The following is a 25638-nucleotide window of genomic DNA, read 5'->3' on the forward strand; positions in this document are numbered from 1 at the left end:
CGCTTTGCCTGCCGCGTCCACGTCCCCCGCATGCGTCCGCTCGCCGCACTGCGGCAAGCGATGTGGATCAATGCGTTGCGGGCGCGTGAGCGCTGAAAAACCGGGCAGCGCGGCTGCTTGGGCGTCAGCCGAGATACTCGGCGATGAGCGGCGTCAGTGCGGCGGCGGTCTCTTCATGGGCTAGCGGGCCCATGAGCTCGCCGGCGGCGCTGGCCTCGAAATCGCTGAACACCATCCCCGGCGCGCCGGGATGGCGGGCGGCCTCGCTCTGCGGCATCTCGATCAGCCCGACGGTGCGCGGGCGCAGGGCGTCGAGCATGGTGCGGTCGATGAGCAGCGGGCCGCCGCTGTCGAGTGCGCTGTCGGGCGCGTCGGGCGGCTGCTGCTCGGAGAGCCAGAGCAGCAGAACGCGGCCCCGAAGCAGGGTCAGCAGATGCTTCATCCGGGCCAGCCAGGCCTGCCGCAGCTCGCCGGCGATCTCGTCGAAACGCTCTTCCGAGAGGGCGCGCAGCCGGCCAAGCAGGTGGCGATTGAAGTGAAACTCGGTGAAATCGACCTCAGGATAGAGCGTCTGGAGCCGCTCGGAGGCGCGCAGGAACCGGTCATTGCGGCGCGGATGCACGCCGTAATAGCGGTTGGACATGTTCTGCGCGCCCATGATCTGCATGACGCAGAGCTCGGCCTGCTCGGCCACGTGCAGCACGCCGGGATCGTTGAGATAGAGATCCAGCCCGGCATTGGCGACGCCGAGATTGACGCAGGTCTTGCCGGATTGCCGCTCCACCAGCGCCGGAAAGGGCTCTTCGATGAAGCGGCCATAGGTTTCAGTCCCGCCGAGGAAGGCGAGGTAGGGTGCGTCGAGCGACCGCCTCGGCCCCCGGAACAGCACCCGCGATCGGCCATAGCGGCACGGAAAATAGTCCAGCGCCCCCGGCGCTGTCATGGCGAAGGTCATGGCTCCCACCTTGGTTCATTCTCACCCGATGGGGAGCCTCCGACAGTCGGGTTGAGATTCTGCTAATGCGAAAAAGCCCGACAAATCCGCCGTGCCCCGCTTGCGGCGGGTCGCGGCGCGTGACTATGTTTGGCGCGCAAACGGAAGGGTTATGGGCGATGGATATCAGCAAGATCGGTGTTGTGGGTGCGGGCCAGATGGGCAACGGCATCGCGCACGTGATGGCTCTGGCGGGCTACGAGGTCCGGCTGTCGGATGTCAGCCCGGATGCGCTCGACAAGGCCATGACCCTGATCGCCGCCAACATGGATCGCCAGGTCAGCCGCGGCAAGATCGCCCAGGAAGACCGGGACGGCGCGCTGGGCCGGATCTCGGCCACGCTCGACATCGCCGAGATCGGCCAGACCGACCTGGTGATCGAGGCCGCGACCGAGCAGGAAACGGTCAAGCAGAAGATCTTCGACAGCCTCGCGCCGCACCTGCTGCCGCATACCATCCTGACCTCGAACACCTCGTCGATCTCGATCACCCGGCTGGCCTCGCGCACCGATCGCCCGGAGAAGTTTCTCGGCTTCCACTTCATGAATCCAGTGCCGGTGATGCAGCTGGTGGAGCTGATCCGCGGCATCGCCACCGACCAGGAGACCTACGAGGCCTGCATGAAGGTGGTCGAGAATCTCGGCAAGACCGCCGCCAGCGCCGAGGATTTCCCGGCCTTCATCGTCAACCGCATCCTGGTGCCGATGATCAACGAGGCGGTCTACACGCTCTACGAGGGCGTCGGCAACGTGCGCTCGATCGACATGGCGATGAAGCTGGGCGCCAATCACCCGATGGGGCCGCTGGAACTGGCCGATTTCATCGGGCTCGACACCTGCCTCGCGATCATGAACGTGCTGCATGACGGGCTGGCGGACACCAAGTACCGGCCCTGTCCGCTGCTGACCAAGTATGTCGAGGCGGGTTGGCTTGGCCGCAAGACCAAGCGCGGCTTCTACGATTATCGCGGTGAGGAGCCGGTGCCGACGCGCTGACGCCGGCCAAGATTTTTCGTCCGAAAAATCTGTTTCGGGCGGAAGATCGGTCTGCGCAGGGGGATCAGAAAATTCGTATGAATTTTCTGCGGCCGGTTCAGAGCTCGGCGCGCAGGCCCAGCGTGGCCTCGCGCAGCCAGGCGACGAACTCGCGCTGCTTGCCGTTCCAGGCGCGCACCGTCTCGGGCGTGATCGGCGCGCCAACCACCGGCTTCTGCGGACGACCGCAGGCATGCATCACCTCGTGGATCAGCAGCCCCTGCCGCAGCGTCGGCGAGACCCGGTTGGCGATCTGGTAGGCCCGACTGTTCTGGCCTGGGAAGTAGATCGGCACAACCGTGGCGCCGGAGCGCTGGATCATCTTCGCGGTGAACGGGTTCCACACCGCCTCGATCGCCGGGCCCAGCAGCGATTGCGACGCCGCCACCACGCCCGACGGAAACAGCGCGATGACGCCGCCGCCCTTGAGGTGGTCCATGGCGCGGGCGCGCATCTCGAGGCTCTGTTCGCGGGCGGTCTCCTCGTGCGGGAAAGGCACGGGGATCATGAATTCCTCGATCTCCTTCACCCCGGTCAGCAGCGAGCGGGTGAGGATGCGGTAATCGGTGCGCACCCGGCCGATCAGGTCGGCGAGGATCATGCCGTCGACCAGCCCGTGCGGGTGATTGGCGACAACGACCACCGGGCCGTCCTTGGGGATGCGTGCGATCTGCTCGGCGGGGGTGTCGAGACGGATGCGCATGTGGCCAAGCGCGTGGCGCCAGAATTCCTGACCGTCGGGAATGCCGGCGCGCTCGACCCGGCGCACCAGCCGGATCAGGGGGATCTTGCCGGTGGCCCATTCCAGCGCGCGGATGGTGTTGGCCTTCCACGGGTTGGTGAAGGTGTTGGCATAGCTGAGCTTGCGTTTGTCGTAGGGGGCATGCTGGGGGCGTGTGACGCCGCCCTGACCGGCCGTGGCCTGATAGCTCTCAACCATGTGCCCGCCTTGTTCCGTCTTCCTGCGCCGGTGGGGTTTCCCGGCGGTCAGTTCTCTTCTCCGAAGCGGTTCGCGACCAGCGCTTCCAGCGCATCGGCCAGCGCGACCGCGTCCGGCCCCGAGGTTTCAACCTCAATAGAGCTTCCTTTGGAAGCTGCCAACATCAAAAGCCCCATGATGCTGTCGCCGCCGGCGCTCATGCCATCCTTGCTGACCTCGGCGCGGGCGTCGAAGCCCTCGACCACCTCGACGAGCTTGGCGGAGGCGCGCGCGTGCAGCCCCTTTTCGTTCACGATCTTCAGCTCGCGGTGCACGGTGTCGGACATAAACTACGATTTCCCTTGGGCAGATCCTGCGCGGTCCCGGTCACAGAGGCTCGGGTTTGACGTTGACGCTGTCGATGTATTTGCGTCCGGCTTCAAGTGCGCCTTTTACCGCATCCGGAACCGCTTTCTGGCGGCTCTTGGCCAGTTTGATCAGCATCGGCAGGTTCATGCCGTAGAGGATCCGGCGGTTCTCGGGCTGGCAGGCCAGAAGCGACAGGTTGGACGGCGAGCCGCCATAGAGATCGGTTACCACCACGACGCCGTCGCCGGTATCGACATCGTCGGCGGCGGTGCAGATCTCGGCCTGTTTGCCGCCGCGGTCATGATCGGCCTCGATGGTGACGGCGACGATCCCGGGCTGCTTGCCCACCACATGTTCGACCGCCGAGAGATACTCTCTCGCCAGTCCGCCATGGGCCACGATCACGATGCCGATCACCCGTTCTGTCCTCCGATGGTCCTGCGCTGGCCGGTCGCGTCGGCCAATCCGCGACGTTCGAGCTCGCGGTGTCTAATTGACACCTGCCAGCCGGTCTCTGCAAGGGCACGTGCGACCCTTTCCGTCACGGCAACGGAACGGTGTTGCCCGCCGGTGCAGCCGATGCCGAAGGTCAGGTGCGCCTTGCCCTCGTCCTTGCAGGCGGGCAGCACGAAGAGCGCCAGCTCGGTGAGCTTGTCGACGAAGGGCGCGAAGCGTGTATCGGTTTCGATGTAATCGACCACGGCGGCGTCGAGCCCGGTGAGGCCGCGCAGCTCGGGCTGCCAGTGCGGGTTGTCGAGGAAACGGCAGTCGAAGGCCCAGTCGAGCCCCTGCGGCAGGCCGCGCTTGTAGGAAAACGAGTGCAGCGCCACCGCAAGGCGCTGGCCGGTCTGGTCGGCAAACAGCCCCTCCAGCTGCGCCCGCAGGTCATGCGGCGACAGATCGCTGCTGTCGATCAGGATATCGGCGGCGATGCGCGCCTCCTCGAGCAGCGCCAGCTCGCGCTCGATGCCTTGGGTGTAGCTTTCGTCGGGGGCCATCGGGTGGCGGCGGCGGGTCTCGGAATATCGCCGGGCCAGCACCTCGGCGCTGCAATCGAGATAGAACAGCTGCGCGTCGAGCGCCGGCTCGGAGGCGAGGCGTCGGTGCAGGTCGAGCAGTCGCTGTACCGAGAAGTCGCGGTTGCGGATGTCGACACCGAGCGCCACCGGGCGGGTCAGCGCGCCGCCGTCGAGCAGCAGGCGCGGGATTAGGCTGAGCGGGATGTTGTCGATCGCCTCGTAGCCGAAATCCTCCAGCGCGTTGATCGCGGTCGAGCGCCCGGCGCCCGACGGCCCGGTGACCAGCACCACGCGCTGCTGTCCTTTCGACTGATCCTGCATCCTCGACTATTCCCTTCGATCGCCCCTGAGATATTGCATCAGGGCTGCGGGAAAATAGGGATGCGCGGTTTTGTGAAGCAAGGGAATTCTTTGCCCTTGCAGCATGGTTTCGCGGCGCTGCGGCAGGCGCGCCTCCTCTTCGCGGTCGAGATCGAGCACCGCGAAGAGCCGAACGGGGCCGCTGGTCTCGGCCCCCAGCAGTCCGATCCCGCGCGCCTCGATGAGCCCCTCGAGCGGGGCAGGAGCCTCGAGCCAGAGCGCGCCGTCGCGGGCACGGACGATGACGCGGTCATCGGCGACGAGCTGCGCGCCATGCGCCATCATCGCGAGCGCGAGGGAGGATTTGCCGCTGCCGGAGGCGCCGCGGATCAGCAGGCCACGCCCCGAGACCGCCACCGCGGTGGCGTGCTGGGTCTCGGGGGTGTCGGCGGACATGCGTGGGCGAAGATCAGATCGGCAGGCCGACCACGAAGCGCGCACCCAGCGGCTCGGAGGTCACGTCGGCCTCGGTGGGACGGATGTTCTCGGCCCAGATCACGCCGCCATGGGCTTCGACGATCTGTTTCGAGATCGCCAGGCCGAGGCCGGAATTGTTGCCGAAATCGTTTTCCGGGCGCTGCGAGTAGAAGCGCTTGAAGATCTTCTGCAGCGCCTCTTCCGGGATGCCTGGGCCGGTATCCTCGACCACGACGAGCACGCGGTTGTCGCGGCGGCGGGCCCAGACGCGGATCGCATCGCCATCCTCGCAGAAGCTGATGGCGTTGGTGATCAGGTTGACGAAGACCTGCGCCAGCCGCGGCTCGAGGCCGCTGATGTTGATCGGCTTGGCGGGCAGGTCGGTGATGAACTCGACCCCCTTGCCGCGGGCATCCTCGCCGAGGAACTGGGTGATGTTGCCGATCATCTCGAGCAGGTCGAACTCCTGCTCCTCTTCCTTGACCAGCTCGCTGTCGAGCCGCGAGGCGTTGGAGATGTCGCTCACCAGGCGGTCGAGGCGGCGCACGTCATGCTCGATCACGTCGAGCAGCTTGTCGCGGTGCTCTTCCTTCTTGACGATGCGCAGCGAGCCGATGGCCGAGCGCAAGCTGGCCAGCGGGTTCTTGATCTCGTGCGCCACGTCGGCGGCGAACTGTTCGTTGCTGTCGATGCGGTCGTAGAGCGCCGAGACCATGCCGCGCAGCGCTCCAGAGAGGCGGCCGATCTCGTCGGGCCGCGCGGTCAGGTCGGGGATGCGGATGCGGCGCGAGCTGCCCTTGTTGCGGTTGTTGCGGTCGCGGCCGATCTCGGCCGCGTCGGCGAGATCTGAGATCGGGTTGGCGATGGTCGAGGCCAGCACCAGGCTCAGGCCGATCGAGACCAGCGTCGCGATGACGAACATCTGCAGCACGCGCTCGCGCTCGGCGCTGACCACGGCGTCGATCTCTGCCTCGGTCGACAGCAGCGCCACGGTGCCGATCACCGCGCCGTCCTGTCGGATCGGCGAGAAGCCGGCAAACAGGGTCTCACCGGAATCGCCCTTGCCGGACTGGACCCGGGTGATGGTGGGGTCGCCGGTTTCGATCATCCGGCGCAGGCGGTCTTCGACGGTGAGCTGCGGGGCGCTTTCGAAATACGAGAAGATACCAGCGACGCCGCGCCAGATACCGTCAAGGAAATCGGAGATCAGGGTTGGGCGGGTGCCGTCACGGGGGCCGGACCGCAGCAGGGGCGGGCGGCTGCCGCTGGTCTCGCCGACGAGGAAGTTGCCGGCATCGAAGACCAGCAGGTCGGTGCCGTTGCGCAGGTCGAGCTGCTGCAGGAGCCCGTTGATATCGGCGGCGGCGCCGGTGCCGAGCGCGGCGGGGCCGCCCTCGGGCAGCCAGGCTTCGATCACGTCTGCGATCAGCTCGACCTCTGAGGCCACGGCATTGCCGCGCTGCACCACGAGCGTGTCGCGCGACGAATTGAGCCAGAGAATGCCCGCGACCAACACGTTCAACGCGATCAGGTTGAACGTGATGATCTTGCGGGTCAGCGGCGAGCGGTTGAGCGAGAACAGGCTGCGCCGCGCGCGGCTGTCGCGCAGCTCTTTTTCGATCGTGCTGTCGGGGGCGACGAAATCGTCACCCAGCACGACATCTGCATCCTGCCGTTCGCCCGGCTGGTCGTCGCGCATCGAGATCCTCTCGGCCAGCGCCATGTCTTACTCTTCGTTGTAACGGTACCCGATACCATAAAGCGTTTCGATGGCGGAAAAATCGGGATCCACCGATCGCATCTTCTTGCGCAGGCGCTTGATGTGGCTGTCGATGGTGCGGTCATCTACATAGACCTGATCGTCATAGGCCACGTCCATCAGCTGGTCGCGCGACTTCACGAAGCCCGGGCGCTGCGCCAGCGCCTGCAGCAGCAGGAACTCGGTCACGGTCAGCGAGACGTCCTGGCCCTTCCAGGTCACCGAGTGGCGCAGCGGGTCCATCGTCAGCGAGCCGCGGGTCATCAGCTTGGTGTCTTCAGTGTCGCCCACGACCTCGCCGGCGACCGCTTCCTGGCGGCGCAGCAGGGCGCGGATGCGCTCGACCAGCAGGCGCTGGGAGAACGGTTTCTTGACGTAGTCATCGGCCCCCATGCGCAGGCCGAGCACCTCGTCGATCTCATCATCCTTGGAGGTCAGGAAGATCACCGGCATCTTGGACTTCTGGCGCACGCGCTGCAGCAGGTCCATGCCATCCATGCGGGGCATCTTGATATCGAAGACGGCCATGTCGGGCATCTTCTTGTTGAAGGCGTCCAGCGCGGCCTGGCCGTCATTGTAGGTTTCGACCTCGAATCCCTCGGCCTCCAGAGTCATCGACACCGATGTCAGGATGTTCCTGTCATCGTCCACGAGGGCGATCTTCGACATGGGATTGTTTCCTTGTTCTGCTCGTAATGCCTGATTTTTTCGTCACTATGCGGGAATTTGCACTTTACAACAATCCCAAACTACGAATCAGGCCCGCTCGCCGCCTTATTCCGGACGAATATCCATAAGGAATGGCTAAAATGTCTCAGCGCGGGGCCCCTGCGCAGCAAGCTTTCGCCAGTGCTAACGCTAAACGATATTTGGTTGCGCTAACTTTGACATGTGTCCTGTTCCGACCCGGAAACGCCGTGTTAAAGCAGATTTTGCCGGTGGTGGTCATCACCGGTCGGCTGAGGTGGATTCAAGACCTTTTCGCCGTGACTTAACGACCGCCGCGGTTGGTGCGGCTACAGGAGCTTGGCAGATGACATTTGGACGGGTGAACCCGGATTTCCGGCTTGAAGATCAAGGGATCGAGGGCCTGGGGAATGTCTATTACAATCTTATGGAGCCGGCGCTGATCGAGGCCGCCCTGAAGCGCGGCGAAGGCACGCTCGGCAAGGGTGGCGCCTTCTACGTGACCACCGGCAAGTTCACCGGCCGCTCGCCGCAGGACAAGCACGTGGTCAAGACCGACTCCGTCGCCGACAAGATCTGGTGGGAAAACAACCGCGCCATGTCGCCCGAGGGGTTCGATACCCTCTACAATGACATGCTCGAGCACATGAAGGGCCGTGAGTACTTCGTCGAGGACCTGATCGGCGGCGCCGACCCGGCCTACTCGATCAAGGTGCGGATGGTGACCGAGCTGGCCTGGCATGGCCTGTTCATCCGCCACATGCTGCGTCGCCCGGAGCGCGACACGCTGGATTCGTTCATGGCGGATTTCACCGTCATCAACTGCCCGAGCTTCAAGGCCGATCCCGAGCGTCACAACTGCCGCTCCGACACCGTCATCGCGCTCAACTTCGACCGCAAGACGATCCTGATCGGCGGTACCGAATATGCCGGCGAGAACAAGAAGTCGGTGTTCACGCTGCTCAACTACATGCTGCCGCTCAAGGGCATCATGGCGATGCACTGCTCGGCCAACCACGCGCCGAACAACCCGGTCGACACCGCGATCTTCTTCGGCCTGTCGGGCACCGGCAAGACCACCCTCTCGGCCGATCCCGAGCGCGTCCTGATCGGCGATGACGAGCATGGCTGGTCGGATCGCGGCACCTTCAACTTCGAGGGCGGCTGCTACGCCAAGACCATCAACCTCTCCGCCGAGGCCGAGCCCGAGATCTACGCAACGACCTCGAAATTCGGCACCGTCATCGAGAACATGATCTACGACGAAGAGACCTTCGAGCTGGATTTCGACGATGACAGCCTGACCGCCAACATGCGCTGCGCCTACCCGCTCGAGTATATCTCGAACGCGTCGTCTACCGCGCTCGGCGGCCACCCGAAAAACATCATCATGCTGACCTGCGACGCGTTCGGCGTCCTGCCTCCGATCGCGCGGCTGACCCCGGCGCAGGCGATGTATCACTTCCTGTCGGGCTTCACCTCGAAGGTTGCCGGCACCGAGCGTGGCATCACCGAGCCGCAGCCGACCTTCTCGACCTGCTTCGGCGCGCCTTTCATGCCGCTGCGTCCCGAGATGTATGGCAACCTGCTGCGCGACAAGATCGCCAAGCACGGCGCGACCTGCTGGCTGGTCAACACCGGCTGGACCGGCGGTGCCTACGGCACCGGCCACCGGATGCCGATCAAGGCCACCCGCGCGCTGCTGCACGCCGCGCTGAACGGCTCGCTGGCGAAGGTCGAGTTCCGCAAGGATCCGAACTTCGGCTTCGAGGTGCCGGTCTCGGTCGAGGGCGTGCCCGAGCTGCTGCTCGATCCGCGCCGCACCTGGTCGGACAAGGAGGCCTTCGACGCGCAGGCGCAAAAGCTGGTGAAGATGTTTGCCGACAACTTCGAGCAATACGTGCCTTACATCGACGAAGATGTGAAGGCCGCCGCCATCGGCTGAGCCTGACCGCTCTCGCAAGATCTGCAGCGCCCGTCGCACAAGCGGCGGGCGTTTGCATGTCCGGAGGCCGGAGGGCTGCGCGATCGGGCGGATTGTCACCAGTTGCGCCGATGGCAGGGGGCGGGGGCTTTGCGTGCTGCAGCGAAGCCGCTATGGCAGGGGCGCATCCTCGCACCGGAGATCCCGATGGTTCGTCTGCTTTCTGCCCTCTGCGCCGCCCTGGCGCTTGCCCCGATGGCCGACGCGGCGCCGGGCGAGTCCTACGCCCGCGAGCCGGTGATCCTCATCGACCACGGCGTCATCTGTCAGGTCACGCCGGAGGGGTCGCGCGCGGCGCCGGATACGCTGGTCGGCGCGATCAACCTCATCGAGCAGACCCGCGACATGGATGTGACGACCCGCGTGGTGCCGGCCAAGGCGGGCATCAGCTTCGGGGTGAAGTTCACCCTGCGCCCGGGCGCGGGCGATCGCGACGTGACGATCCTCGTCACCCACCCGCCGATGGGCCCTGAGGGGGTGACCACCGAAACCTGGACCTCGCCGCTCTCTGAGGGCCGCGCCAGCCTCAACCTCTTCACCTTCGAGTTCCCCTACGAGATGGTCCCGGGCCCCTGGGTCATGGCGATCGAGGCGGATGGCGAGCGGTTGATGGAGCAGCATTTCGAAGTGGTCTCGGAGCTCGCGGCGCCGGCAGTGCTTTCGGTGTGCTACGGGCAGGATTTCGTCTCCTGACTGTCCACAGATCCGACGGGCTCTGCAGCGGCGCTTCCGGGCCCGGCAGGGTAGGCGCTTGCGCGCTCGAGGGCGCGATCGCTCCCCAGAACGCTCCACATATCCACAGCGTTTATCTTGGGCGGAGGCGTCAGCCATCCACAACTTATTGAGTGTGTCTCAAATATTTCGCTTTACAGTACATGCATGCCACAGGCACGATATCTGGTAAGGGGAGGGAAACAACTCCCAGCCCCTAGAGCAGTCAGCTAGCGCTTGGGGCGCTGCCCGTTCCCCGGCGCTACAGCAAAAATGAGGTGGCGCATGGCACTGTCCGAAGAGTTTCTGAGCGACGAGATTCACCCGATCGACATCGTCGAGACGCTGGCCGAACACCACGACTGGGATTTCGACCGTGTCGGTGAAGACCAGATCGCGATGGCCGTCGAGGGCCAGTGGCGCACCTATTCGATCACCCTTGCCTGGTCGCCCTATGACGAGACCCTGCGTCTGATCTGCAGCTTCGAGATGGAGCCGCCGCAGGAGACCCTGCCGGAGCTCTTCGCGGCGCTCAACACAGTCAACGATCAGTGCTGGGCGGGGTCGTTCAGCTTCTGGGCCGAGCCCAAGCTGATGGTCTACCGCTACGGCCTGGTGCTGGCCGGCGGCCAGAGCGCCTGCCCCGAGCAGATCGACACGATGATCTCGGCGGCGGTGCTGGCCTGCGAGCGCTACTACCCGGCCTTCCAGCTGGTGGCCTGGGCCAACAAGCCGGCATCCGAGGCGGTTCAGATCGCCATCGCGGAAGCCTATGGCCGGGCCTGAGGCGCGGAAGATTTTTCGTCGAAAAATCTTGGGCGGTGCGGCGGCCGACGTGAAGTCAGAGCTTGCCGGGTCGCCAGTTTGACGCGATCCTTCCTTCAGAGGACAACTTTGGGAGGAAAGACATGAGATACCTCGTACCGGCCATGGCGCTTGCCATGGCCGCTGCCGTTCCGGCGCAAGCGCAGCAGGATCAGCCCGCGGCGAGCGAGAGCCAGTGCAGCGCTCTGCGCGACACGGTGATCGACGCCGCCTTCGTCACCTCGGCGCGGGTGATGCCCGCCGCCGACACGCTGCCGGCCTATTGCGAGATCCGCGCCACCGCGCGCCCGGCGATCTCGATCGAAGTGCGGCTGCCGATGGAAGGGTGGAACGGCAAGTATTACCAGGCGGGCTGCGGCGGGCTCTGCGGCATTCTCGGCCGCGCCGATGCCGGCGGCGGCTGGGTCAACGCGATGCGCCCGGGGCTCGAACGGGGCTACGCCACGGCGACCTCCGACAGCGGCCACCATGGGCTCTCGGTCACCGATGGCAGCTGGGCGATGAACAACCCCAACGGTGAGCGCGACTGGGGCTGGCGCTCGATCGGCGAGACGCATCGCGTCGCCCAGGCGCTGATCGGGGCGTTCTACGAGGGGGCGTCCGAGCAGGCGATCTTCCAGGGCTGTTCGACCGGCGGGCGCATGGCGCATGTGGCGGCGCAGCGCTATCCCGAGATGTTTGACGGCATCATCTCCGGGGCGCCGGCGATGGATTACACCGGGCTGGTGGCAACCAAGATGGCGTGGCTGACGCAGGCCAATACCGCCGAGGATGGCAGCCAGATCCTCGGCCCGGGCGAGGCCACGCTGATCGGCGAGGCCGTGATGGCGCAATGCGACGGGGTTGATGGCAGCGAGGACGGTCTGATTGCCGATCCCCGCGCCTGCGAGATCGACCTGTCGGCGCTGGCCTGCCAGGCCGAGGACACGGCCTCGTGCCTGAGCGAAGAGGAGAGCGTGACGCTCACCAAGTGGCGGCAGGGGCCGCAGAGCCCGGACGGCACCCAGCTTTACCCGGGCGGCATTCCGGAGGGCTCCGAGCCGTTCTGGTGGCTCTGGCTCACCGGCAACGAGCAGGGCGCGGGTCGCCTCGTGCCGGCGTTCAACACCGATTTCGGCCGCTATATGGCTTTCCCCACCGATCCCGGCCCGGACTGGACCCCGGCGGCCTTCGATTTCGAGACCGATCCGGCGCGGCTCGAAACCATGGCCGAGGTTTATAACGGCGACAGCCCGGATCTCTCGGCCTTCCGGGCGGCGGGCGGAAAGATGATCGTCTGGCATGGCTGGGCGGATGCCATCGTCACGCCCTACAAGACCGTCGAGTGGTATGAGAAGGCCGCGGCTCTGGCGGGCTCCGAGGAGGCGCTGAAGGAGAACGTGGCGCTCTTCATGGTGCCGGGGCTCGACCATTGCGGGATCCTTCCCGGCCCCGGTGGCATCAATGCCGCGGCGCTCGATCCTATGACGCCGCTCGAGACATGGCTCAGCGAGGGCACGGCCCCCACCTCGATTATGGCGCAATGACCCTGCGCGGCGCCGGCCCCCCGAGCCCGGCGCCGCTCCTCCGCCCTGGCGGGCGTCCTCGCCGACATCACGGCGCCGCCTCGCCTATGCCAGACATCCGGCACGCGGCATCCTTCGACCTGCCTCCGGCGGGAGTATTTTTGACGAAGAGAAGCCAGGCGCGCGCGCCTCATGTCTTCTCTGGTTCAAAAATACCTCGGGGGTGAATTTGCGCTTGCGCAAAGAGGGGGCTGGCCCCCCCACCCCGGCCCCCCAGGTGAACCGCTCGAGTATCGCGCCGGCATCCATGCCCCGCCGGCTTGCAACCTGCTGGCTCTCGCGACAGATTGGCGCCGAGAACGGGAGAGTGACGAAGATGGAACACGGTGAAATCGCGCGGCGCGGGCTGGTCCTGCTGGGCTGCGGCAAGATGGGTTCGGCTATGCTCGAGGGCTGGCTGAAGCGCGGGCTGCCCGCGGGATCGGTCTGGGTGATGGATCCGCGACCGTCGGACTGGCTGCAGGCGCAGGGGGTCAAGCTCAACGCCGAACTGCCCGCGGATCCGGCCATCGTTCTGGTGGCGGTGAAGCCGCAGATGATGGCCGAGGCGCTGCCGGTGCTGCAGCCGCTCGGCAACGGCACCACGCTGTTCCTGTCGGTCGCTGCCGGTGTCACCATCGCCAGCTACGAGGCAGCGCTTGGCAAGGAGACCCCGATCATCCGCGCCATGCCCAACACGCCCGCCGCGGTGGGGCAGGGGATCACCGCGATCATCGGCAACGCGCATGCCTCAGAGGCGCAGTTGGCGCAGGCCGAGGAGCTGCTCTCGGCGGTGGGCGATGTGGTGCGGCTCGAGGGCGAGGCGCAGATGGACGCGGTGACCGGGGTGAGCGGCTCGGGTCCGGCCTACGTGTTTCACATGATCGAGTGCCTGGCTGCGGCGGGCGAGGCGCAGGGGCTGGCCCCCGAGCTCGCCATGCAGCTGGCCAAGGCGACCGTCGCCGGCGCCGGGGCGCTGGCCATGCAGGCCGCGGAGGATCCCGCCCAGCTGCGCCGCAACGTGACCTCGCCCAACGGCACGACGCAGGCTGGGCTCGAGGTGCTGATGAACGCGCAGACCGGCCTGCCGCCGTTGGTGAAGGCCACCGTGGCCGCCGCTGCCGATCGCTCGCGGGAGCTGGCCAATGGCTGAGATCAGCTATGACGATTTCCTCGAGGTCGACATCCGCGTCGGCAAGGTGATCCGGGCCGAGCCCTTCCCCGAGGCGCGCAAACCCGCGATCAAGCTCTGGATCGATTTCGGGCCCGAGATCGGCGAGAAGAAGAGCTCGGCGCAGATCACCGAGCATTATACCCCCGAGGCGCTCGTGGGCCGGCAGGTGATGGCGGTGGTGAACTTCCCGCCGCGCCAGATCGGCCCCTTCATGTCGCAATGCCTGACGCTGGGCTTCACCGACGCCGCCGGTGCGATCGTGCTGGCCGGTCCCGACGGGGAGGTGCCCCTCGGGGCACGGCTGCATTGAGCAGGGTTCTGATCGGTCGCAACCTGCCCGAAAGCGTGGTGGCAGAGGCGCGCGCGCTGTTCGACGTCACCTACCGTGACAGCCCCTACCCGCTGAGCCGCGACGAGATGCTCGAGGCGCTCGCGGGCTATGACGGCGTGTTGGTGACGCTGGGCGACGGCTTCTCGGCGGAGATCTTCGCGCAGGCGGGCGCGCCGCGGGCGAAGATCCTCGCGAACTTCGGCGTGGGCTTCAACCATATCGACGTGGCCGCTGCCAAGGCCGCCGGGATCACCGTGACCAACACCCCCGGCGCCGTCACCGACGCCACCGCCGATATCGCCATGACGCTGATGCTGATGTCCTGCCGCCGTGCCGCCGAGGGCGAGCGGCTGGTGCGGTCGGGGCGATGGGAGGGCTGGCACCCTGTGCAGATGCTGGGTCTGCACATGACCGGCAAGCGCGTCGGCATCCTCGGCATGGGCCGCATCGGGCAGGCCATTGCGCGGCGCTGCCATTTCGGCTTCGGCATGTCGGTGGCCTATGCCTCGCGCTCCGAGAAGAGCCTCGATTTCCCGGCCGAGCGCTACGGCTCGCCCGAGGCGCTGGCGGCGGAGGTCGACGTGCTGGTGGTGTCGGTCCCGGCGAGCCCCGAAACCCATCATATGGTCGATAAAGGCGTTTTGGCGGCGATGAAGCCCACGGCGCATCTGGTCAACATCGCCCGCGGTGACATCGTCGACGAGGCGGCGCTGATCGCGGCGCTGGAGGCACGGCAGATCGGCGGGGCGGGGCTCGACGTCTACGAGTTCGAGCCCAAGGTGCCCGAGGCGCTCAGGGCGCTCAACAACGTGGTGCTGCTGCCGCACCTGGGAACCTCGACGCTGGAAGTGCGCGAGGACATGGGGCGGATGGCGGTCGAGAACCTGCGGGTCTTCTTCGCGGGAGAAGAGGTGCCGAACCGGGTCGGAGCGTAGCCGCCCGGGCTGCGGCGTTGTGACGCTTGGGAAAGAGGCTGGCGCGGCGCTCCTTGCGGATGGGCGGGAGCCGCGCCGGCGCTCAGCTGTCGGTGTCGAGCCAGATCGTCACCGGGCCGTCATTGACCAGCGCCACCTTCATGTCGGCGCCGAAACGGCCGGTGGCCACGGGCACGCCCTCGGCCTGCAGCCTGGCGCCGAAATGCTCGTAGAGCCGCTTGCCCTCGTCCGGGGCGGCGGCGGTGGAAAAGCCCGGACGGTTGCCCTTGGTCTCGGCGGCGAGGGTAAACTGGCTCACCACCAGCGCCGCGCCCGAGACATCGCGCACCGAGAGGTTCATGCGGTCGGCGTCGTCCTTGAAGATCCGCAGCTTGGCGATCTTGGCGGCGAGCTTGTCGGCCTGCGCTTCGCTGTCGCCCTGCATGGCGCAGACCAGCACCAGAAGCCCGGGGCCGATCTCGCCCAGCACCGCGCCCTCGACCGTCACGCGGGCCTCGGAGACTCGCTGGATCAGCGCTCTCACAGCTCGGTCTCCCAGGGCGGGTTGGCGCCGGCGCGGCTGACGGTGACCGCCGCCGCCCTGGCGCCGAGCGCGATCGCCGCGCGCAGGTCTTCCAGCGCCGCGCCGCGCACCGAGCCACGCGACAGCAGCCCGTCGCGCCAGAGCCCGGCCAGGAGGCCGGCGTTAAACGTGTCACCCGCGCCCACGGTGTCGACCACCTCGGCGCGCTCCGCCGGGACAGAGATCTCGCCGGCGGCGGAATAGGCCACCACGCCCTCGGCGCCACGGGTCTCGAGCACCAGCGCCACGCCGCCTGCGATCAGCGCCGCGGGGGTGGTGCCGAGCCAGGCCATGTCCTCGTCGGAGATCTTGACGATATCGGCGCGGGCCAGCATCGCCTCGAGCCGGGCGCGGTAGCGCGGCTCGTCGGTGATGAAGCCGGGGCGGATGTTGGGATCGATCATCACCAGCCGCTCGCCGGCCCGCGCGCAGAGCGCCGCGTAGCTGTCGGCGGCCGGCTCGGAGACCAGGCTGATGCCGCCGAAGAACAGCGCCTCGGTCTCGTCGCCAAGCGCGGGCAGGTCGTCTTCCGACAGCATCCGCCCGGCGGTGTTCTCGTCGTAGAAGGCGTATTGCGCATGGCCGTCGGTCAGGGTGACGAAGGCCAGGGTGGTCGGGCGGTCGGAACGCGGGGAGAGCGCGAAATCCACCCGAGAGGCGCTGAGCGCATCGGCCAGCACGGTGCCGAAGAGATCGGTCGAGATGCCGCCGAGATAGCCGCTCGGGGCGCCGAGTCGGCCGATCGCGATGGCGGTGTTGAACACTGCGCCGCCGGCGACGGGGGCAAAGCTCGGCTCGCCGGTGGTGGCGGTCCGGGGCAGCATGTCGATCAGCGATTCGCCGCAGCACAGGATCATCTTCGGTCCTCCCTCTGTTAGCGCTGCAACTTGCCGCGTTGCGGGGCCGGAAACAAGGCCCGGATTTGCGCCGGATCAAGGCGGTGCGGGCGAAACAGTCGCAAAATGGCATATGTTGGGAGGACAGTGTGTTAGGGCCGATACGATGAAGCGGCCGGTGCCCATGTCTGGGCCGGTTTGCGCCGCTGGCGCGATGATCGGCAACAGGCGGGCCTGAGATCACTGCCCCGAGGATAGCGCCGGAGGAGAGCCGGGGCAGGACGATCACGGTGACCAAGGGATAGGTCGACCAAGGCGGAGATCCCCGTCCCGCCTTCCCCCGAGACCGGTCCCGGATGCCGTGACGTAGGGCGGGCAGCGATGCCCGCCCTATTTCATCGGGCTATTGCCCCTGGGCGAAGATGAACCCGGCGATCCCGGCAACGATCAGCCCCAGCACCACCGCGGCCGCGATCTTCCAGGCCGACCATGGCCGTTCGCCCTGCACCCGCCCGGTGGTGCCGTTGACCACGAAGCGGTAAGTCTCGCCGCGGTACTTGTAGGCCGCGAGCCAGACCGGCAGTAGCACGTGTTTGAAGGTGACCGCCGAAACCTGGGTGTCGACGCCCTCGATGCGCTGGCGGTCGCCGCCGATGTCGAACTTCACGTCGCGCTCGATCTGCCGGTCCATGATGGCGCGGGCCTCGCGGAAGCCCTCGTCGAGATCGACCTGGTAGCCCTCGGCGCGGAAGCCCGCGAGAAACTCCGGCTGGTAGGGTTCGAGCCTAGTCAGATCCCAGGGCTCGAGCGCGTCGGTGAACTTTTTCGGCAGCGAGCGCGAGGCCAGCACCAGCACGTCGTCGAAGAACCGCGCCACGCGGCCCGAGACCGAGCGCCAGCGCACCTTGGCGACCTGCACGGTCTGGCGCTTGCCGTCGCGCATCACCGTGCGGCGCTCGTGATAGACCGTGCCGCGCTGGCCGCGATAGGCCGAGTGGGTCTGCGCGTCGAAGGTCCAGTAGGGCACGTAAATGCCCTGCATCTTGCGCCCCTTGCGGGCGTATTCCTTCAATCCGTTCGGCGCGAACCAGAGCCGACCGAGCCAGCCCGTCATGGCATCATGGGCGGCGCGTTCATCGAGGATGAAGGGCAGCACGCCGCGCGGCTTGATCTGCCGGTGGGTGCCGGTGTCGGTGACCACGGGGGTGGCGCAGAACGGGCATTCGGTGGCGTGGGTGTCGGGGTCGAACTCGACCTCGGCGCCGCAATTGGGGCATTGGGTGACCCGCAGTTCCTCCATCTCCTGCAGCGGCAGCAGATCGTCGATGGCAGCGCGGAAATCGAGCTCGCGGATCGAATTGGACCACGGCCCGCTCTCGGCGATCTCCTGCACGTCGCCGCAATGGTCACAGACCAGCTGCCCCTTGGCGGGATCGTAGCGGTAATCGGCGCCGCATTGCTGGCAGGGAAAACGGTGTTCCTCGGTCATCACGGCCCCATTGTTTCCGGCAGGCCGACCCTAGGTCGGATGCCGGGGCGATGGAACCCGGTTTTCCTTTCCGGAACGGCTGTCTAGGGTGGCCCCGGACGGGCCCGCAGCGCGGGCCGCGAAACGACACGGGAACGCTGCAGGCTCGCCATGAGACACCGCATGAACGCCGCGCTGGCAGGGGGGCTGCTCTGCCTTTCCGCCGGGGCCACCAGCGCCGAGGAGGCACGCTACCGCTTCGAGTGGCAGGGCGGGGGCGGCTACGTGATGCGCGGCGGCATGTCTTTCGATGCCGACCTGCTCAGCGGCGGCATCGTCATGGCCAGCGACCTAACCTGCTTCTTCATCGAGGGCAGCCGCGACGGCGATCCGGTCGGGCGCTGGGCGCTCTCGATGCTCAACGAGGAGACCAGCTGGGTGCTGACCTTCCTGCCGCAGAGCTCGGAATTCGCCGTCTTCGGCGAGGGCGCGATGATGCCGCAGGCGTGGAACATGGACGGGTTCGGCACCGATTGCGGCGCCGGCGGCTTCGGCTTCAACATCGGCAACGCGGCGCAGGATCTGTGCATCGACGGCACGCTGATCCTCGCCTCGCAAGTGCCCCCCGAGCGCCCGTTCCCGGCGCTCCGCGACGATGCGCTGAGCTTCCCCGCCGATGCCTGCACGGGCCCGCTGATGATGAGCGCGCTCTCCCCGATCTCTTCTCCCCAACCGAAGGACTTAACAGATGTGCAATGAAGCCTCTGCCACCCAGATGATCTCGGACGCCAAGACCCGCGTCACGAGGTTCGATTTCGCGCCCGGTGCCGAGACCGGCTGGCATGTGCATGAATACGATTACGTCATCGTGGCACTGACCGACCTGACCATGCGGCTGCAGCTGCCCGGCGGCGAGGTGCGCGAGGTGGTGACGAAGGCGGGCGAGGCCTATCGCCGTGATGCCGGCACCGAGCACAACGTCATCAATTACGGCGACACGCCGATGAGCTTCATCGAGATCGAGCTGGTGGCCTGAGGCGGCTCAGATCTCGGCGAGGTCGTAATGGCGGATCGTGCGCGACTCGACCAGCGCGTCCTCGGCGGGATCGATATGCGGCGTGGTATAGTCCTCGCCGACAAAGGCCTTGAGCGCATCGAGATCGCGCCAGACCATCACGAAAGCGAACTCGCGCGGGCTCTCGGCCCGCGCGGCACCGGGCATCACCGAGACGATGCCGTCGGTGGTGTTCATCAAGGGGATCGCGACCTCGTGAAAGAAGCGGGAGAACTCCGCTTCCTTGCCGGGGCGGGTCGTGACTTGAAAGAGCCGCAGGATCATCGGGGAACCTCCTGAAATGCGGTTCCCGCCCGTCTGATGGCCTCTGAGGTCGGGCCCCTGCCTTCGGGCAGGGTAGCACGTTTGGCCTCGGCTGTCGCTCAGGCGCCCGGCGGCGGGGGCGGCATCACGGTGAAGAGCTGCGCCAGCTCGGCCACGTCCTCGGCGCGCTTCCAGCCATCCTGACCCTGCGTCCAGACATAGGTTTCGCGGCTGAGCCCGCCCTCGGTGACCATGCGCCCGAGCCGTGCCTTGGAGAACGGCCCGCTGGTCTGGCCATTCTCGGCCAGGTGCCAGACATGCTCCACCGGCGGCGGGGGAGGAGGCGGGGCGGCAGCGGTGGGCTGCTGCGCGGCGGGCGCGGGCCGGGCACCCCAAGGGCCGGGCTGCGCGCCGGTCATCTGCGCCCCCATCGACATGCCGAGACCCGCGCCGAAACCGGTGCCCATCGCCTGTCCGGCGGCGGAGCCTTCCTGCCCGAGCGCCTCGGCGGCCTGGAACTTGGTGTAGGCGTCGAGATTGCCGATCACGCCCATCGATGTGCGCTTGTCGAGCGCCGCCTCGACCGCCGGGGGCAGCGAGATGTTCTCGATATAGAGTTCGGGCAGCGACAGGCCGTATTCCGCGATGGTCGCCGAGATGCCGTCGGCGAGCATCTTGCCGAGCTCCTGGGTGTTGGCCGCCATGTCGAGCACCGGGATGCCCGAGCCCGCGATCAGGCGGGAGAATTCCTGAACGATGATGTTGCGGATCTGGAAGCTGATCTCGTCGGAGGTGAACTCGCCATCGGTGCCGACGATCTCGCTGAGGAAGCGCGCCGGGTCGGTGACGCGAACGGAGTAGGTGCCGAAGGCGCGCAGGCGCACCGGGCCGAACTCGGGGTCCCGGCAGATGATCGGGTTCTTGGTGCCCCATTTCAGGCCGTTGAACCGCGTCGTGTTGACGAAGTAGATCTCGGATTTGAAGGGCGAGCGGAAGCCGTGATCCCAGTGCTGCAGGCTGGTCATGATCGGCATGTTGTTGGTCTCGAGCATGTAGAGACCGGGGGTGAAGACATCCGCCAGCTGGCCCTCGTGGACGAAGACCGCTGCCTGCCCCTCGCGCACGGTGAGCTTGGCGCCGTACTTGATCTCGTGCCCTTCGCGCTCGAAGCGCCAGACCATCGTGTCGCGGGTGTTGTCGACCCAGTGGATGACGTCGATGAACTGACCGGAAAGGAAATCGAGAATGCCCATGGCGGTGCCCCGCTGAAACTGCGTTTGCCCTCAACTTAACCACCGCTTGGCCGGACACAAGCGGCGGCGGGCGGAAACCGCCGGGAAGGGCGGGCGCTGGCGGAAGAGAGGGCCGCAATGGATGCGGCAGGAGGCTCTCCGCCTGAGGCGCGGTCGGGTCGTGCGCCCCCGGTCGGCGGGCAGGTGGTGTGCGCCACGGGGCCGCAGGCGCGGCGCAGGCGGCGTGGGCTGGGATCTCGCGCGGAGCGCCCGGGGGCGACGGGATCCGGCGGTGGAGTTCGCGGGACTGCCTGATTGGAGCTGGCAATAACGCCGGTTGGAACGAACGGGGCACAGGGCCCGGGTGACCGAGCTCGATTGGACCATGCGGGGCCGCCCGGCGGTGGAGTTGGCGGGGATGCCGATTGGTGCTGGCAGGGGCGCCGGGCGGGACTTTCGGGCGCACTGGCCCTAGGCGGCCGATCCGAGGTGGGGCAGGCACGGCGCCCGGTTCAGGCGGCGGAGCTGGCATGATCCCGGGCGCCGGTGATCATTAGATCGCAGACATAGTCGAGCAGCAGCGACCAGGCCTTGCGATCGGCCTCGCACCAATCGGCGACATGGTATTGCAGCGTGTCGAGCAGCACCTCTGAGACCAGCGCATACTGATCCTCCGTCACGCCGTATTCAAGATGCCGCACGCCGAGCGCCTCGATCTCGGTCACCAGCATCTGCAGATGATCGAGCGATTGCACCAGCACGAGCACCATGTCGAAGAGCTTGTCGGACTGCGCCGACATGTCGGAGGGAAACATGGTGCGCAGCTCGGGCGCGCGTTCGAAGAGCCGGTCGTAGAAATCCTGCGTCAGCGCGCTGCTCGCGAGACGCAGCCGCAGGGCGCTGGAGAGAACCTGTTGTTTCGTGGCGTTGTCGAACATCGTTCCGTCCCGGTCATGCGGGTACGGTGCTACGCCCGAGAGGTAAACGCCCGCTTAAGCGGGGCTCAGGACGGGCCGCCCATCAGCTCGGCGGCACGGGAGGCGACGATCGGGCGGACCTCGTCCGCGTCCATGCCCGGCTTCACCTTCGGATCGTAGAGCAGCTTGAGCAGCAGCTCATCGTGGGTGGTCAGCAGGGCGAATTCGTCATCGTCGTTGAAGATCGACGGGCGCGCCTGCGGATAGTCGTTGCCGAGCCCGAGGCCCTGCGCCATTTCCTCGTGCACGCAGGAGCGGCGCAGCAGGTCGGGATGCTCGGAGCGGATCACCGCGATCGCCTCGCCATAGGCATAGCCGCCCGGCGTCTCGGAAAAGGCGATGACGAGACAGTGGATCGAGCGCGGCAGGTTGTCGAAGATGCGCAGCGAGGTGGGGTTCACGTCCGGCACCAGTGCGCGGATGCGCGGCGCGATCTCGGCCTTGTCGTCTTCCGACATGAAGAGCACGTGGAAATTGGTGCCGCTGTCGCTCATTTCGATCGGGTGGCCGCTGACATTGGCGAGACGGCGCACATATTGCGCCACCATGTTGCTGTCCTGCACCCGCTGGTTCTGTGGCACCAGCGTGCCGAACTCCACAGAGACCCGCACCGGCTTGACCCATTTCTTGATCCGCCCGAGCTCGCCCCGAGACGGGCGGAGCCCGGCGCCGCGCTCGTATTCCTCGGCCAGAGCGATTCGCTCGAAATTGCGCAGCAGCATGGTGTCGGTGAAGGGGGTGTCGGCGCCGCCACCATCGGTGCGCAGCAGCCCCTGCGCCAGCAGGTCGGCCTGCACGCTGGCGTAGTAGGTCTCGAGATCGCGGCTGGCGAGGGAGCGCCGGCGCGGAGTCGCGGGCGCCGCCTCGGGCTTGAGCCCCTCTGGCCGGGCGCTGGGCGGCACGTCGGTCTGGCGCGGCGCCAGCTGCGAGCCGTCGCAGGCCGCGAGACCCGCGAGCAGCCCGAAGGTCGCCCCGATATGAGACCAGCGCCCGCGCATGGCTCAGGCGCTTTTCGGCACGGCGGTGCCGGCATTGTCGCCGACGCCGTCGCGGCGCGCCTTGGCGGAGGCGAGCGTGTCGCGCAACTCGTGCTCCATGGTCTTGAGATCGGCCTCGGCGGCAGCGCGCCTGGCCTTGCCCTCGTCGGCGATCTGCAGACTCTCCTGAATGGTGGCGATCAGGTCGGCATTGGCCTGCTTCACCGCCGCGATGTCGAACACGCCGCGCTCCATCTCGGTGCGGATCGCCTTGTTGCTCTCGCGCAGGTTGGCGGCGTTCTTGGTCAGCAGCTCGTTGGTGAGGTCGTTGGCGCTGCGCACCGCGCTCGCGGCCTCGGCCGAGCGCTGGATGGTGACGGCCTGCGCCAGCTGGGTTTCCCAGAGCGGCACGGTGTTGACCAGGGTCGAGTTGATCTTGGTGACGAGGCTCTTGTCGTTCTCCTGCACCAGCCGGATCGAGGGCAGGGACTGCATGGTGACCTGTCGCGTCAGCTTGAGATCGTGCACCCGGCGCTCGAGATCATCGCGCGCGGCACGCATGTCGCGCAGCTCCTGCGCGGTCATCACCTGATCGTTCTCGGCCGCGGCCTGAACCTCGGCCTCCTTGGCGGGGATGGTGACGGTGTCGAGATCCTTCAGCTTCTCCTCGCCGGCGGCGATGTAGAGCGCCAGCTCGTTGTAGAAGGTGAGGGTCTTCTCGTAGAGCAGGTCGAGCGACTTGATGTCCTTGAGCAGCGTGTGCTCGTGCTTGAGCAGGCTGTCGGTGATGTTGTCGATCTGGCCCTGCACCTCTTCGTAGCGGGCGGTGAACTTGGCGAAGGGGGCGGCGCGTCCGAGCAGCTTCTCCCACCAGCTGCGGTCGCGGCGCACGTCGAGCTCGGAGATCGAGAAGCCGCGAATCGTGGTGACGATGTCGCGCAGGCTGTCACCGGCGGGGCCGACATCCTTGTTGCGCACGCCGTCGAGCATCGACTGGCTGATCTCCTGCAGCTCGACCTGCGCGCCCGAGCCGAAGGAGACGATCGAGTTGGTGTCGCTCATGTCTATCTCGTCCATGCGCGCACGGATTTCCTCGCCAACCTCGGGCGAGGCCTCTTCGAGCGAGACCACCGCCTGAGCCTCACCCGGCTCGGGCAGCACCACGGCATTGACCTCGTCGACCATCGCCAGCGTCTGCTGCGCCTCTGCTTTCACCTTCTCGGACATCCCGTATCCCCCAATCCTGTTCTGGCGCGACGCAGGCTCAACGCAGCCGCACGCCGTCCCGTTTCAATCGATCCCGCAAGACGTCGATCTCGACGGTGAGATCGGCATTGTTGTCGAGCAGCAGTTTTTCGTTCTTCTGTCCGAAGCTCTCTTCGAGATCGGTCAGCAGCAGCAGGAAATCGCGTTTCGCATTGCGATCCTGCGTGCGGCTGTAGATATCGGCGAATTTCACCGCCGCGTCGCGCGCGCCCATCAGGTAGACGCCGAGATAGCGCCGTGCCGCGGTCAGGTCGCGCGGGTCTTCCTCGACGGTGCGGATGAGCTGGGCCGCCTTCAGGCGGAAGCGCTCGACCCGCGCCTCGACCTCGCGATCCCCGGCGCGGCGCACCGCGTCTGCCATCTCGGCGAGATAGGTCTCGGCCTCGTCCACCACCTTGGCAACGCGATCCTGCTGGAAGCTGTCGATGCCCTCCATGCCCTTGCTCTTCAGCGGGTCGATGCCGAAGGCACCGAGATGGAGCGCCACGGCGGAGAGCCCGTAGAGCGTCGGTGCGACCAGGCCGGGCTCCGACTTGAAGGCGGCGATGGCGACCCCGATGCCGGCGAGCCCGGCAGCGAAGATCTTGCGCGGGATGGCCGGGCGGCGCGCCACGCGGCGCTCGTCGAAGGCCGCCTGCGCGCGCAGACCGTCGCGCAGCAGCCAGGCGCCGGCAAGCAGCACCCCAGCGCCGAGCAGGCCGGTCACGAGCCCGGCGGCACCGTCTCCCAGAGAGGTCGCGGCAAGCACGATGGGCGGAACGAAGAGCACGTTGGACCGCGCCCCCACCGGGTCGACCCGGGCGCCGGTGTAGTGGCTGGGGCGAATCGCGTCGTCGGTCTCTTCCGCGGCGGCGTCGGGGCTGTATTTGCCACCATAGCGCTGCGCCATGTCAGAGCCCCCCAAGCCAGCCTGACGTCACCCCGAAAAGGAGCACGATCAGGAGAACATAGGCCACTTTCTGCAGGGCCGTGCCGGACATGCCGCCTCCAATATTTCCGCGGTTCCCGGAAAACTTAGGGGCAAAGAAGGCAACTTGCTAGGGGGGGCTTCGGCGGGGCTCCGCCTATGCGGCGCGTCCGAGCGGTTTGCGGTTCCACAGCAGGTCGGCTTCCAGCTCGAAGGCGTCGCGGCCGGCCTTCTTGCCCGATTTACGGGCGAATTCCTCGAAGGTCTGGCCAAGCGCGGTGATCCGGGTGCGATAGCGGCGGCGTGCGCGGTCGCGCTCGTCGGTGTCCCAGGCGGCCAGCAGGTCATCATTCTCGCGCCGCAGCAGCTTGACGAATTTGACCACCGGCTTGTGCAGGCGCTCCATGCCGTCGGGGTCCTCGCCAAGCGCACGGATCAGGCCCATCACGGCGCCTTTCAGCGCCTCGCAATGGCGGGTGAGCTGGGTATCCCCGAGGGCGGCGATCTCGCAGATCATGCCCTCCAGCGTGGAGTCGATGCGGTCGAGGGCGACCTGGGTGTCGGGGCGCGGGCGGCGCGCGGTGGCCAGCGGCTCGGGCTCGCTGTCCTGGGCGCCCTTGTCGCGCATCGGGTCGATGCCGAAGGCGCCGATGCTGAGCAGCGTGCCGAGCACACCGAAGGCGGCCGGGACCAGCAGACCGGTGAAGTGGTGGCCGGCGAGGATCAGCACCATGACGCCGATCAGCAGCGCGCCGATGATCTTGCGCGGCAGGCGCGGGGCGCGGGCCGCGGCGGCGGCCTCGTAGGCGTTTTGCAGCTTCTGACCGCGCCGGATCATGCGCAGGGCGGCGGCGAAGAGCACCAGTTCGAGAACGGCGGTGAAGACCGAGGTCGCGGTGCCCTGGAACAGCAGCAGCACGATCGGGAAGGCGGCGAGGAACAACACGCTGAGACCGGAGTCGAGCGGTCCGAGCCCGTCATCCTTCTGTGTCGCGCGATGGGCTTCTGCGGTGTCGATCATCATCCGTCCTGC

At 67.0% G+C, this 25638-nt stretch carries 28 protein-coding genes; 10 read left to right on the forward strand and 18 right to left on the reverse strand.

The annotated features are described in order from the left end of the window. Positions 1 to 124: 124 nt before the first annotated feature. Positions 125 to 955 (reverse strand): DUF6473 family protein, encoded by an 831-nt coding sequence (locus tag KUV62_RS05640; protein WP_222602699.1) that lies wholly within the window; start codon positions 953 to 955, stop codon positions 125 to 127. Positions 956 to 1113: 158 nt separating this feature from the next. On the opposite strand from KUV62_RS05640, the gene KUV62_RS05645 reads away from it, so the two are divergent. Further along, on the forward strand, positions 1114 to 1989 hold the full coding sequence (locus tag KUV62_RS05645) for a 3-hydroxybutyryl-CoA dehydrogenase (RefSeq protein WP_222602700.1): 876 nt from the start codon (positions 1114 to 1116) through the stop codon (positions 1987 to 1989). Positions 1990 to 2086: 97 nt separating this feature from the next. Here the strand turns inward: KUV62_RS05645 and KUV62_RS05650 are convergent, their stop codons facing one another. Genes KUV62_RS05650 through KUV62_RS05675 form a run of 7 tightly spaced genes read right to left on the reverse strand, consistent with a single transcriptional unit; the run spans position 2087 to position 7540 of the window. Beyond that, the gene (locus KUV62_RS05650; protein ID WP_222602701.1) at positions 2087 to 2968 is read right to left on the reverse strand and encodes a lysophospholipid acyltransferase family protein; all 882 of its coding nucleotides are present in this window, start codon (positions 2966 to 2968) and stop codon (positions 2087 to 2089) included. A 47-nt stretch (positions 2969 to 3015) separates the two neighbouring features. Beyond that, positions 3016 to 3294 carry an HPr family phosphocarrier protein gene (locus KUV62_RS05655; RefSeq protein ID WP_007796885.1) on the reverse strand — a complete coding sequence of 93 codons (279 nt, stop codon included), beginning with the start codon at positions 3292 to 3294 and terminating at the stop codon, positions 3016 to 3018. A gap of 40 nt (positions 3295 to 3334) precedes the next feature. Then, positions 3335 to 3733, reverse strand: a complete 399-nt coding sequence (locus KUV62_RS05660; protein ID WP_222602702.1) for a PTS sugar transporter subunit IIA — start codon at positions 3731 to 3733, stop codon at positions 3335 to 3337. Continuing rightward, positions 3730 to 4656 carry an RNase adapter RapZ gene (rapZ, locus tag KUV62_RS05665; protein WP_261395337.1) on the reverse strand — a complete coding sequence of 309 codons (927 nt, stop codon included), beginning with the start codon at positions 4654 to 4656 and terminating at the stop codon, positions 3730 to 3732. Before rapZ ends, KUV62_RS05660 begins: the two co-directional genes overlap by 4 nt. A 6-nt stretch (positions 4657 to 4662) precedes the next feature. Beyond that, the gene (locus KUV62_RS22675) at positions 4663 to 5091 is read right to left on the reverse strand and encodes an HPr kinase/phosphorylase (RefSeq protein WP_261395338.1); all 429 of its coding nucleotides are present in this window, start codon (positions 5089 to 5091) and stop codon (positions 4663 to 4665) included. Positions 5092 to 5104: 13 nt separating this feature from the next. Continuing rightward, entirely contained in the window at positions 5105 to 6835 is a 1731-nt protein-coding gene (locus KUV62_RS05670) for a sensor histidine kinase (protein WP_222602703.1), read from the reverse strand. 3 nt (positions 6836 to 6838) lie between these two features. Next, positions 6839 to 7540, reverse strand: a complete 702-nt coding sequence (locus KUV62_RS05675) for a response regulator transcription factor (RefSeq protein WP_222602704.1) — start codon at positions 7538 to 7540, stop codon at positions 6839 to 6841. Between the two features lie 364 nt (positions 7541 to 7904). On the opposite strand from KUV62_RS05675, the gene KUV62_RS05680 reads away from it, so the two are divergent. The 7 genes from KUV62_RS05680 to KUV62_RS05710 all read left to right on the forward strand — a co-directional run bounded on the left by KUV62_RS05680 (position 7905) and on the right by KUV62_RS05710 (position 15062). Beyond that, the gene (locus KUV62_RS05680; protein WP_222602705.1) at positions 7905 to 9503 is read left to right on the forward strand and encodes a phosphoenolpyruvate carboxykinase; all 1599 of its coding nucleotides are present in this window, start codon (positions 7905 to 7907) and stop codon (positions 9501 to 9503) included. 186 nt (positions 9504 to 9689) lie between these two features. Further along, a complete protein-coding gene (locus KUV62_RS05685) occupies positions 9690 to 10235 on the forward strand; it encodes a DUF3859 domain-containing protein (protein WP_222602706.1) in 546 nt (181 codons plus the stop codon). Between the two features lie 303 nt (positions 10236 to 10538). After that, entirely contained in the window at positions 10539 to 11039 is a 501-nt protein-coding gene (locus KUV62_RS05690; protein WP_222602707.1) for a YbjN domain-containing protein, read from the forward strand. Between the two features lie 122 nt (positions 11040 to 11161). Further along, complete coding sequence (locus tag KUV62_RS05695) at positions 11162 to 12604, forward strand: tannase/feruloyl esterase family alpha/beta hydrolase (protein WP_222602708.1); 1443 nt, start codon at positions 11162 to 11164, stop codon at positions 12602 to 12604. Between the two features lie 355 nt (positions 12605 to 12959). Beyond that, complete coding sequence (gene proC, locus KUV62_RS05700) at positions 12960 to 13775, forward strand: pyrroline-5-carboxylate reductase (RefSeq protein ID WP_222602709.1); 816 nt, start codon at positions 12960 to 12962, stop codon at positions 13773 to 13775. Next, a complete protein-coding gene (locus KUV62_RS05705) occupies positions 13768 to 14106 on the forward strand; it encodes a tRNA-binding protein (protein WP_222602710.1) in 339 nt (112 codons plus the stop codon). The genes proC and KUV62_RS05705 overlap by 8 nt, the downstream gene beginning before the upstream one ends. Further along, entirely contained in the window at positions 14103 to 15062 is a 960-nt protein-coding gene (locus KUV62_RS05710) for a 2-hydroxyacid dehydrogenase (RefSeq protein WP_222602711.1), read from the forward strand. Before KUV62_RS05705 ends, KUV62_RS05710 begins: the two co-directional genes overlap by 4 nt. An 82-nt stretch (positions 15063 to 15144) precedes the next feature. On the opposite strand, the gene dtd is transcribed toward KUV62_RS05710, so the two are convergent. From dtd to KUV62_RS05725, 3 genes are all read right to left on the reverse strand, one after another. Beyond that, entirely contained in the window at positions 15145 to 15585 is a 441-nt protein-coding gene (gene dtd, locus KUV62_RS05715) for a D-aminoacyl-tRNA deacylase (protein ID WP_222602712.1), read from the reverse strand. Continuing rightward, positions 15582 to 16481 (reverse strand): carbohydrate kinase family protein, encoded by a 900-nt coding sequence (locus KUV62_RS05720; protein ID WP_222602713.1) that lies wholly within the window; start codon positions 16479 to 16481, stop codon positions 15582 to 15584. The genes dtd and KUV62_RS05720 overlap by 4 nt, the downstream gene beginning before the upstream one ends. A gap of 382 nt (positions 16482 to 16863) precedes the next feature. Then, on the reverse strand, positions 16864 to 17949 hold the full coding sequence (locus tag KUV62_RS05725) for a TFIIB-type zinc finger domain-containing protein (protein ID WP_222602714.1): 1086 nt from the start codon (positions 17947 to 17949) through the stop codon (positions 16864 to 16866). Between the two features lie 150 nt (positions 17950 to 18099). Here KUV62_RS05725 and KUV62_RS05730 point away from each other — a divergent pair, with 150 nt between their 5' ends. Beyond that, positions 18100 to 18687: a hypothetical protein gene (locus KUV62_RS05730; protein WP_261395340.1), complete on the forward strand. Its 588-nt coding sequence runs from the start codon at positions 18100 to 18102 to the stop codon at positions 18685 to 18687. Continuing rightward, complete coding sequence (locus KUV62_RS05735; RefSeq protein ID WP_222602715.1) at positions 18677 to 18964, forward strand: cupin domain-containing protein; 288 nt, start codon at positions 18677 to 18679, stop codon at positions 18962 to 18964. The genes KUV62_RS05730 and KUV62_RS05735 overlap by 11 nt, the downstream gene beginning before the upstream one ends. 6 nt (positions 18965 to 18970) lie before the next feature. On the opposite strand, the gene KUV62_RS05740 is transcribed toward KUV62_RS05735, so the two are convergent. The 7 genes from KUV62_RS05740 to KUV62_RS05770 form a co-directional block, all read right to left on the reverse strand. Further along, on the reverse strand, positions 18971 to 19267 hold the full coding sequence (locus KUV62_RS05740) for a putative quinol monooxygenase (RefSeq protein WP_222602716.1): 297 nt from the start codon (positions 19265 to 19267) through the stop codon (positions 18971 to 18973). Positions 19268 to 19365: 98 nt separating this feature from the next. Further along, positions 19366 to 20499, reverse strand: a complete 1134-nt coding sequence (locus KUV62_RS05745; RefSeq protein ID WP_222602717.1) for an SPFH domain-containing protein — start codon at positions 20497 to 20499, stop codon at positions 19366 to 19368. A gap of 491 nt (positions 20500 to 20990) precedes the next feature. Continuing rightward, positions 20991 to 21416, reverse strand: coding sequence for a globin domain-containing protein (locus tag KUV62_RS05750; RefSeq protein ID WP_222602718.1), 426 nt, complete (start codon positions 21414 to 21416; stop codon positions 20991 to 20993). A 65-nt stretch (positions 21417 to 21481) separates the two neighbouring features. Further along, positions 21482 to 22453, reverse strand: coding sequence for a DUF2927 domain-containing protein (locus KUV62_RS05755; RefSeq protein ID WP_222602719.1), 972 nt, complete (start codon positions 22451 to 22453; stop codon positions 21482 to 21484). A gap of 3 nt (positions 22454 to 22456) precedes the next feature. Further along, positions 22457 to 23659: a toxic anion resistance protein gene (locus KUV62_RS05760; RefSeq protein ID WP_222602720.1), complete on the reverse strand. Its 1203-nt coding sequence runs from the start codon at positions 23657 to 23659 to the stop codon at positions 22457 to 22459. A gap of 37 nt (positions 23660 to 23696) precedes the next feature. Beyond that, positions 23697 to 24587, reverse strand: coding sequence for a 5-bromo-4-chloroindolyl phosphate hydrolysis family protein (locus tag KUV62_RS05765; protein ID WP_222602721.1), 891 nt, complete (start codon positions 24585 to 24587; stop codon positions 23697 to 23699). Positions 24588 to 24762: 175 nt separating this feature from the next. Continuing rightward, entirely contained in the window at positions 24763 to 25626 is an 864-nt protein-coding gene (locus tag KUV62_RS05770; RefSeq protein WP_222602722.1) for a hypothetical protein, read from the reverse strand. Between the last annotated feature and the right edge of the window lie 12 nt (positions 25627 to 25638).

It is taken from the genome of Salipiger bermudensis (assembly GCF_019801965.1).
In the GTDB taxonomy this organism is placed as follows: Bacteria; Pseudomonadota; Alphaproteobacteria; order Rhodobacterales; family Rhodobacteraceae; genus Salipiger; species Salipiger bermudensis_A.

What these genes read in the sequence shown, in the direction of transcription:
- KUV62_RS05640 (WP_222602699.1), bottom strand. Translation starts at nt 955, where the DNA reads ATGACCTTCGCCATGACAGCGCCGGGGGCGCTGGACTATTTTCCGTGC.
- KUV62_RS05645 (WP_222602700.1), top strand. Translation starts at nt 1,114, where the DNA reads ATGGATATCAGCAAGATCGGTGTTGTGGGTGCGGGCCAGATGGGCAAC.
- KUV62_RS05650 (WP_222602701.1), bottom strand. Translation starts at nt 2,968, where the DNA reads ATGGTTGAGAGCTATCAGGCCACGGCCGGTCAGGGCGGCGTCACACGC.
- KUV62_RS05655 (WP_007796885.1), bottom strand. Translation starts at nt 3,294, where the DNA reads ATGTCCGACACCGTGCACCGCGAGCTGAAGATCGTGAACGAAAAGGGG.
- rapZ (WP_261395337.1), bottom strand. Translation starts at nt 4,656, where the DNA reads ATGCAGGATCAGTCGAAAGGACAGCAGCGCGTGGTGCTGGTCACCGGG.
- KUV62_RS22675 (WP_261395338.1), bottom strand. Translation starts at nt 5,091, where the DNA reads ATGTCCGCCGACACCCCCGAGACCCAGCACGCCACCGCGGTGGCGGTC.
- KUV62_RS05670 (WP_222602703.1), bottom strand. Translation starts at nt 6,835, where the DNA reads ATGGCGCTGGCCGAGAGGATCTCGATGCGCGACGACCAGCCGGGCGAA.
- KUV62_RS05675 (WP_222602704.1), bottom strand. Translation starts at nt 7,540, where the DNA reads ATGTCGAAGATCGCCCTCGTGGACGATGACAGGAACATCCTGACATCG.
- KUV62_RS05680 (WP_222602705.1), top strand. Translation starts at nt 7,905, where the DNA reads ATGACATTTGGACGGGTGAACCCGGATTTCCGGCTTGAAGATCAAGGG.
- KUV62_RS05685 (WP_222602706.1), top strand. Translation starts at nt 9,690, where the DNA reads ATGGTTCGTCTGCTTTCTGCCCTCTGCGCCGCCCTGGCGCTTGCCCCG.
- KUV62_RS05690 (WP_222602707.1), top strand. Translation starts at nt 10,539, where the DNA reads ATGGCACTGTCCGAAGAGTTTCTGAGCGACGAGATTCACCCGATCGAC.
- KUV62_RS05695 (WP_222602708.1), top strand. Translation starts at nt 11,162, where the DNA reads ATGAGATACCTCGTACCGGCCATGGCGCTTGCCATGGCCGCTGCCGTT.
- proC (WP_222602709.1), top strand. Translation starts at nt 12,960, where the DNA reads ATGGAACACGGTGAAATCGCGCGGCGCGGGCTGGTCCTGCTGGGCTGC.
- KUV62_RS05705 (WP_222602710.1), top strand. Translation starts at nt 13,768, where the DNA reads ATGGCTGAGATCAGCTATGACGATTTCCTCGAGGTCGACATCCGCGTC.
- KUV62_RS05720 (WP_222602713.1), bottom strand. Translation starts at nt 16,481, where the DNA reads ATGATCCTGTGCTGCGGCGAATCGCTGATCGACATGCTGCCCCGGACC.
- KUV62_RS05725 (WP_222602714.1), bottom strand. Translation starts at nt 17,949, where the DNA reads ATGACCGAGGAACACCGTTTTCCCTGCCAGCAATGCGGCGCCGATTAC.
- KUV62_RS05730 (WP_261395340.1), top strand. Translation starts at nt 18,100, where the DNA reads ATGAGACACCGCATGAACGCCGCGCTGGCAGGGGGGCTGCTCTGCCTT.
- KUV62_RS05735 (WP_222602715.1), top strand. Translation starts at nt 18,677, where the DNA reads ATGTGCAATGAAGCCTCTGCCACCCAGATGATCTCGGACGCCAAGACC.
- KUV62_RS05740 (WP_222602716.1), bottom strand. Translation starts at nt 19,267, where the DNA reads ATGATCCTGCGGCTCTTTCAAGTCACGACCCGCCCCGGCAAGGAAGCG.
- KUV62_RS05745 (WP_222602717.1), bottom strand. Translation starts at nt 20,499, where the DNA reads ATGGGCATTCTCGATTTCCTTTCCGGTCAGTTCATCGACGTCATCCAC.
- KUV62_RS05750 (WP_222602718.1), bottom strand. Translation starts at nt 21,416, where the DNA reads ATGTTCGACAACGCCACGAAACAACAGGTTCTCTCCAGCGCCCTGCGG.
- KUV62_RS05755 (WP_222602719.1), bottom strand. Translation starts at nt 22,453, where the DNA reads ATGCGCGGGCGCTGGTCTCATATCGGGGCGACCTTCGGGCTGCTCGCG.
- KUV62_RS05760 (WP_222602720.1), bottom strand. Translation starts at nt 23,659, where the DNA reads ATGTCCGAGAAGGTGAAAGCAGAGGCGCAGCAGACGCTGGCGATGGTC.
- KUV62_RS05765 (WP_222602721.1), bottom strand. Translation starts at nt 24,587, where the DNA reads ATGGCGCAGCGCTATGGTGGCAAATACAGCCCCGACGCCGCCGCGGAA.
- KUV62_RS05770 (WP_222602722.1), bottom strand. Translation starts at nt 25,626, where the DNA reads ATGATCGACACCGCAGAAGCCCATCGCGCGACACAGAAGGATGACGGG.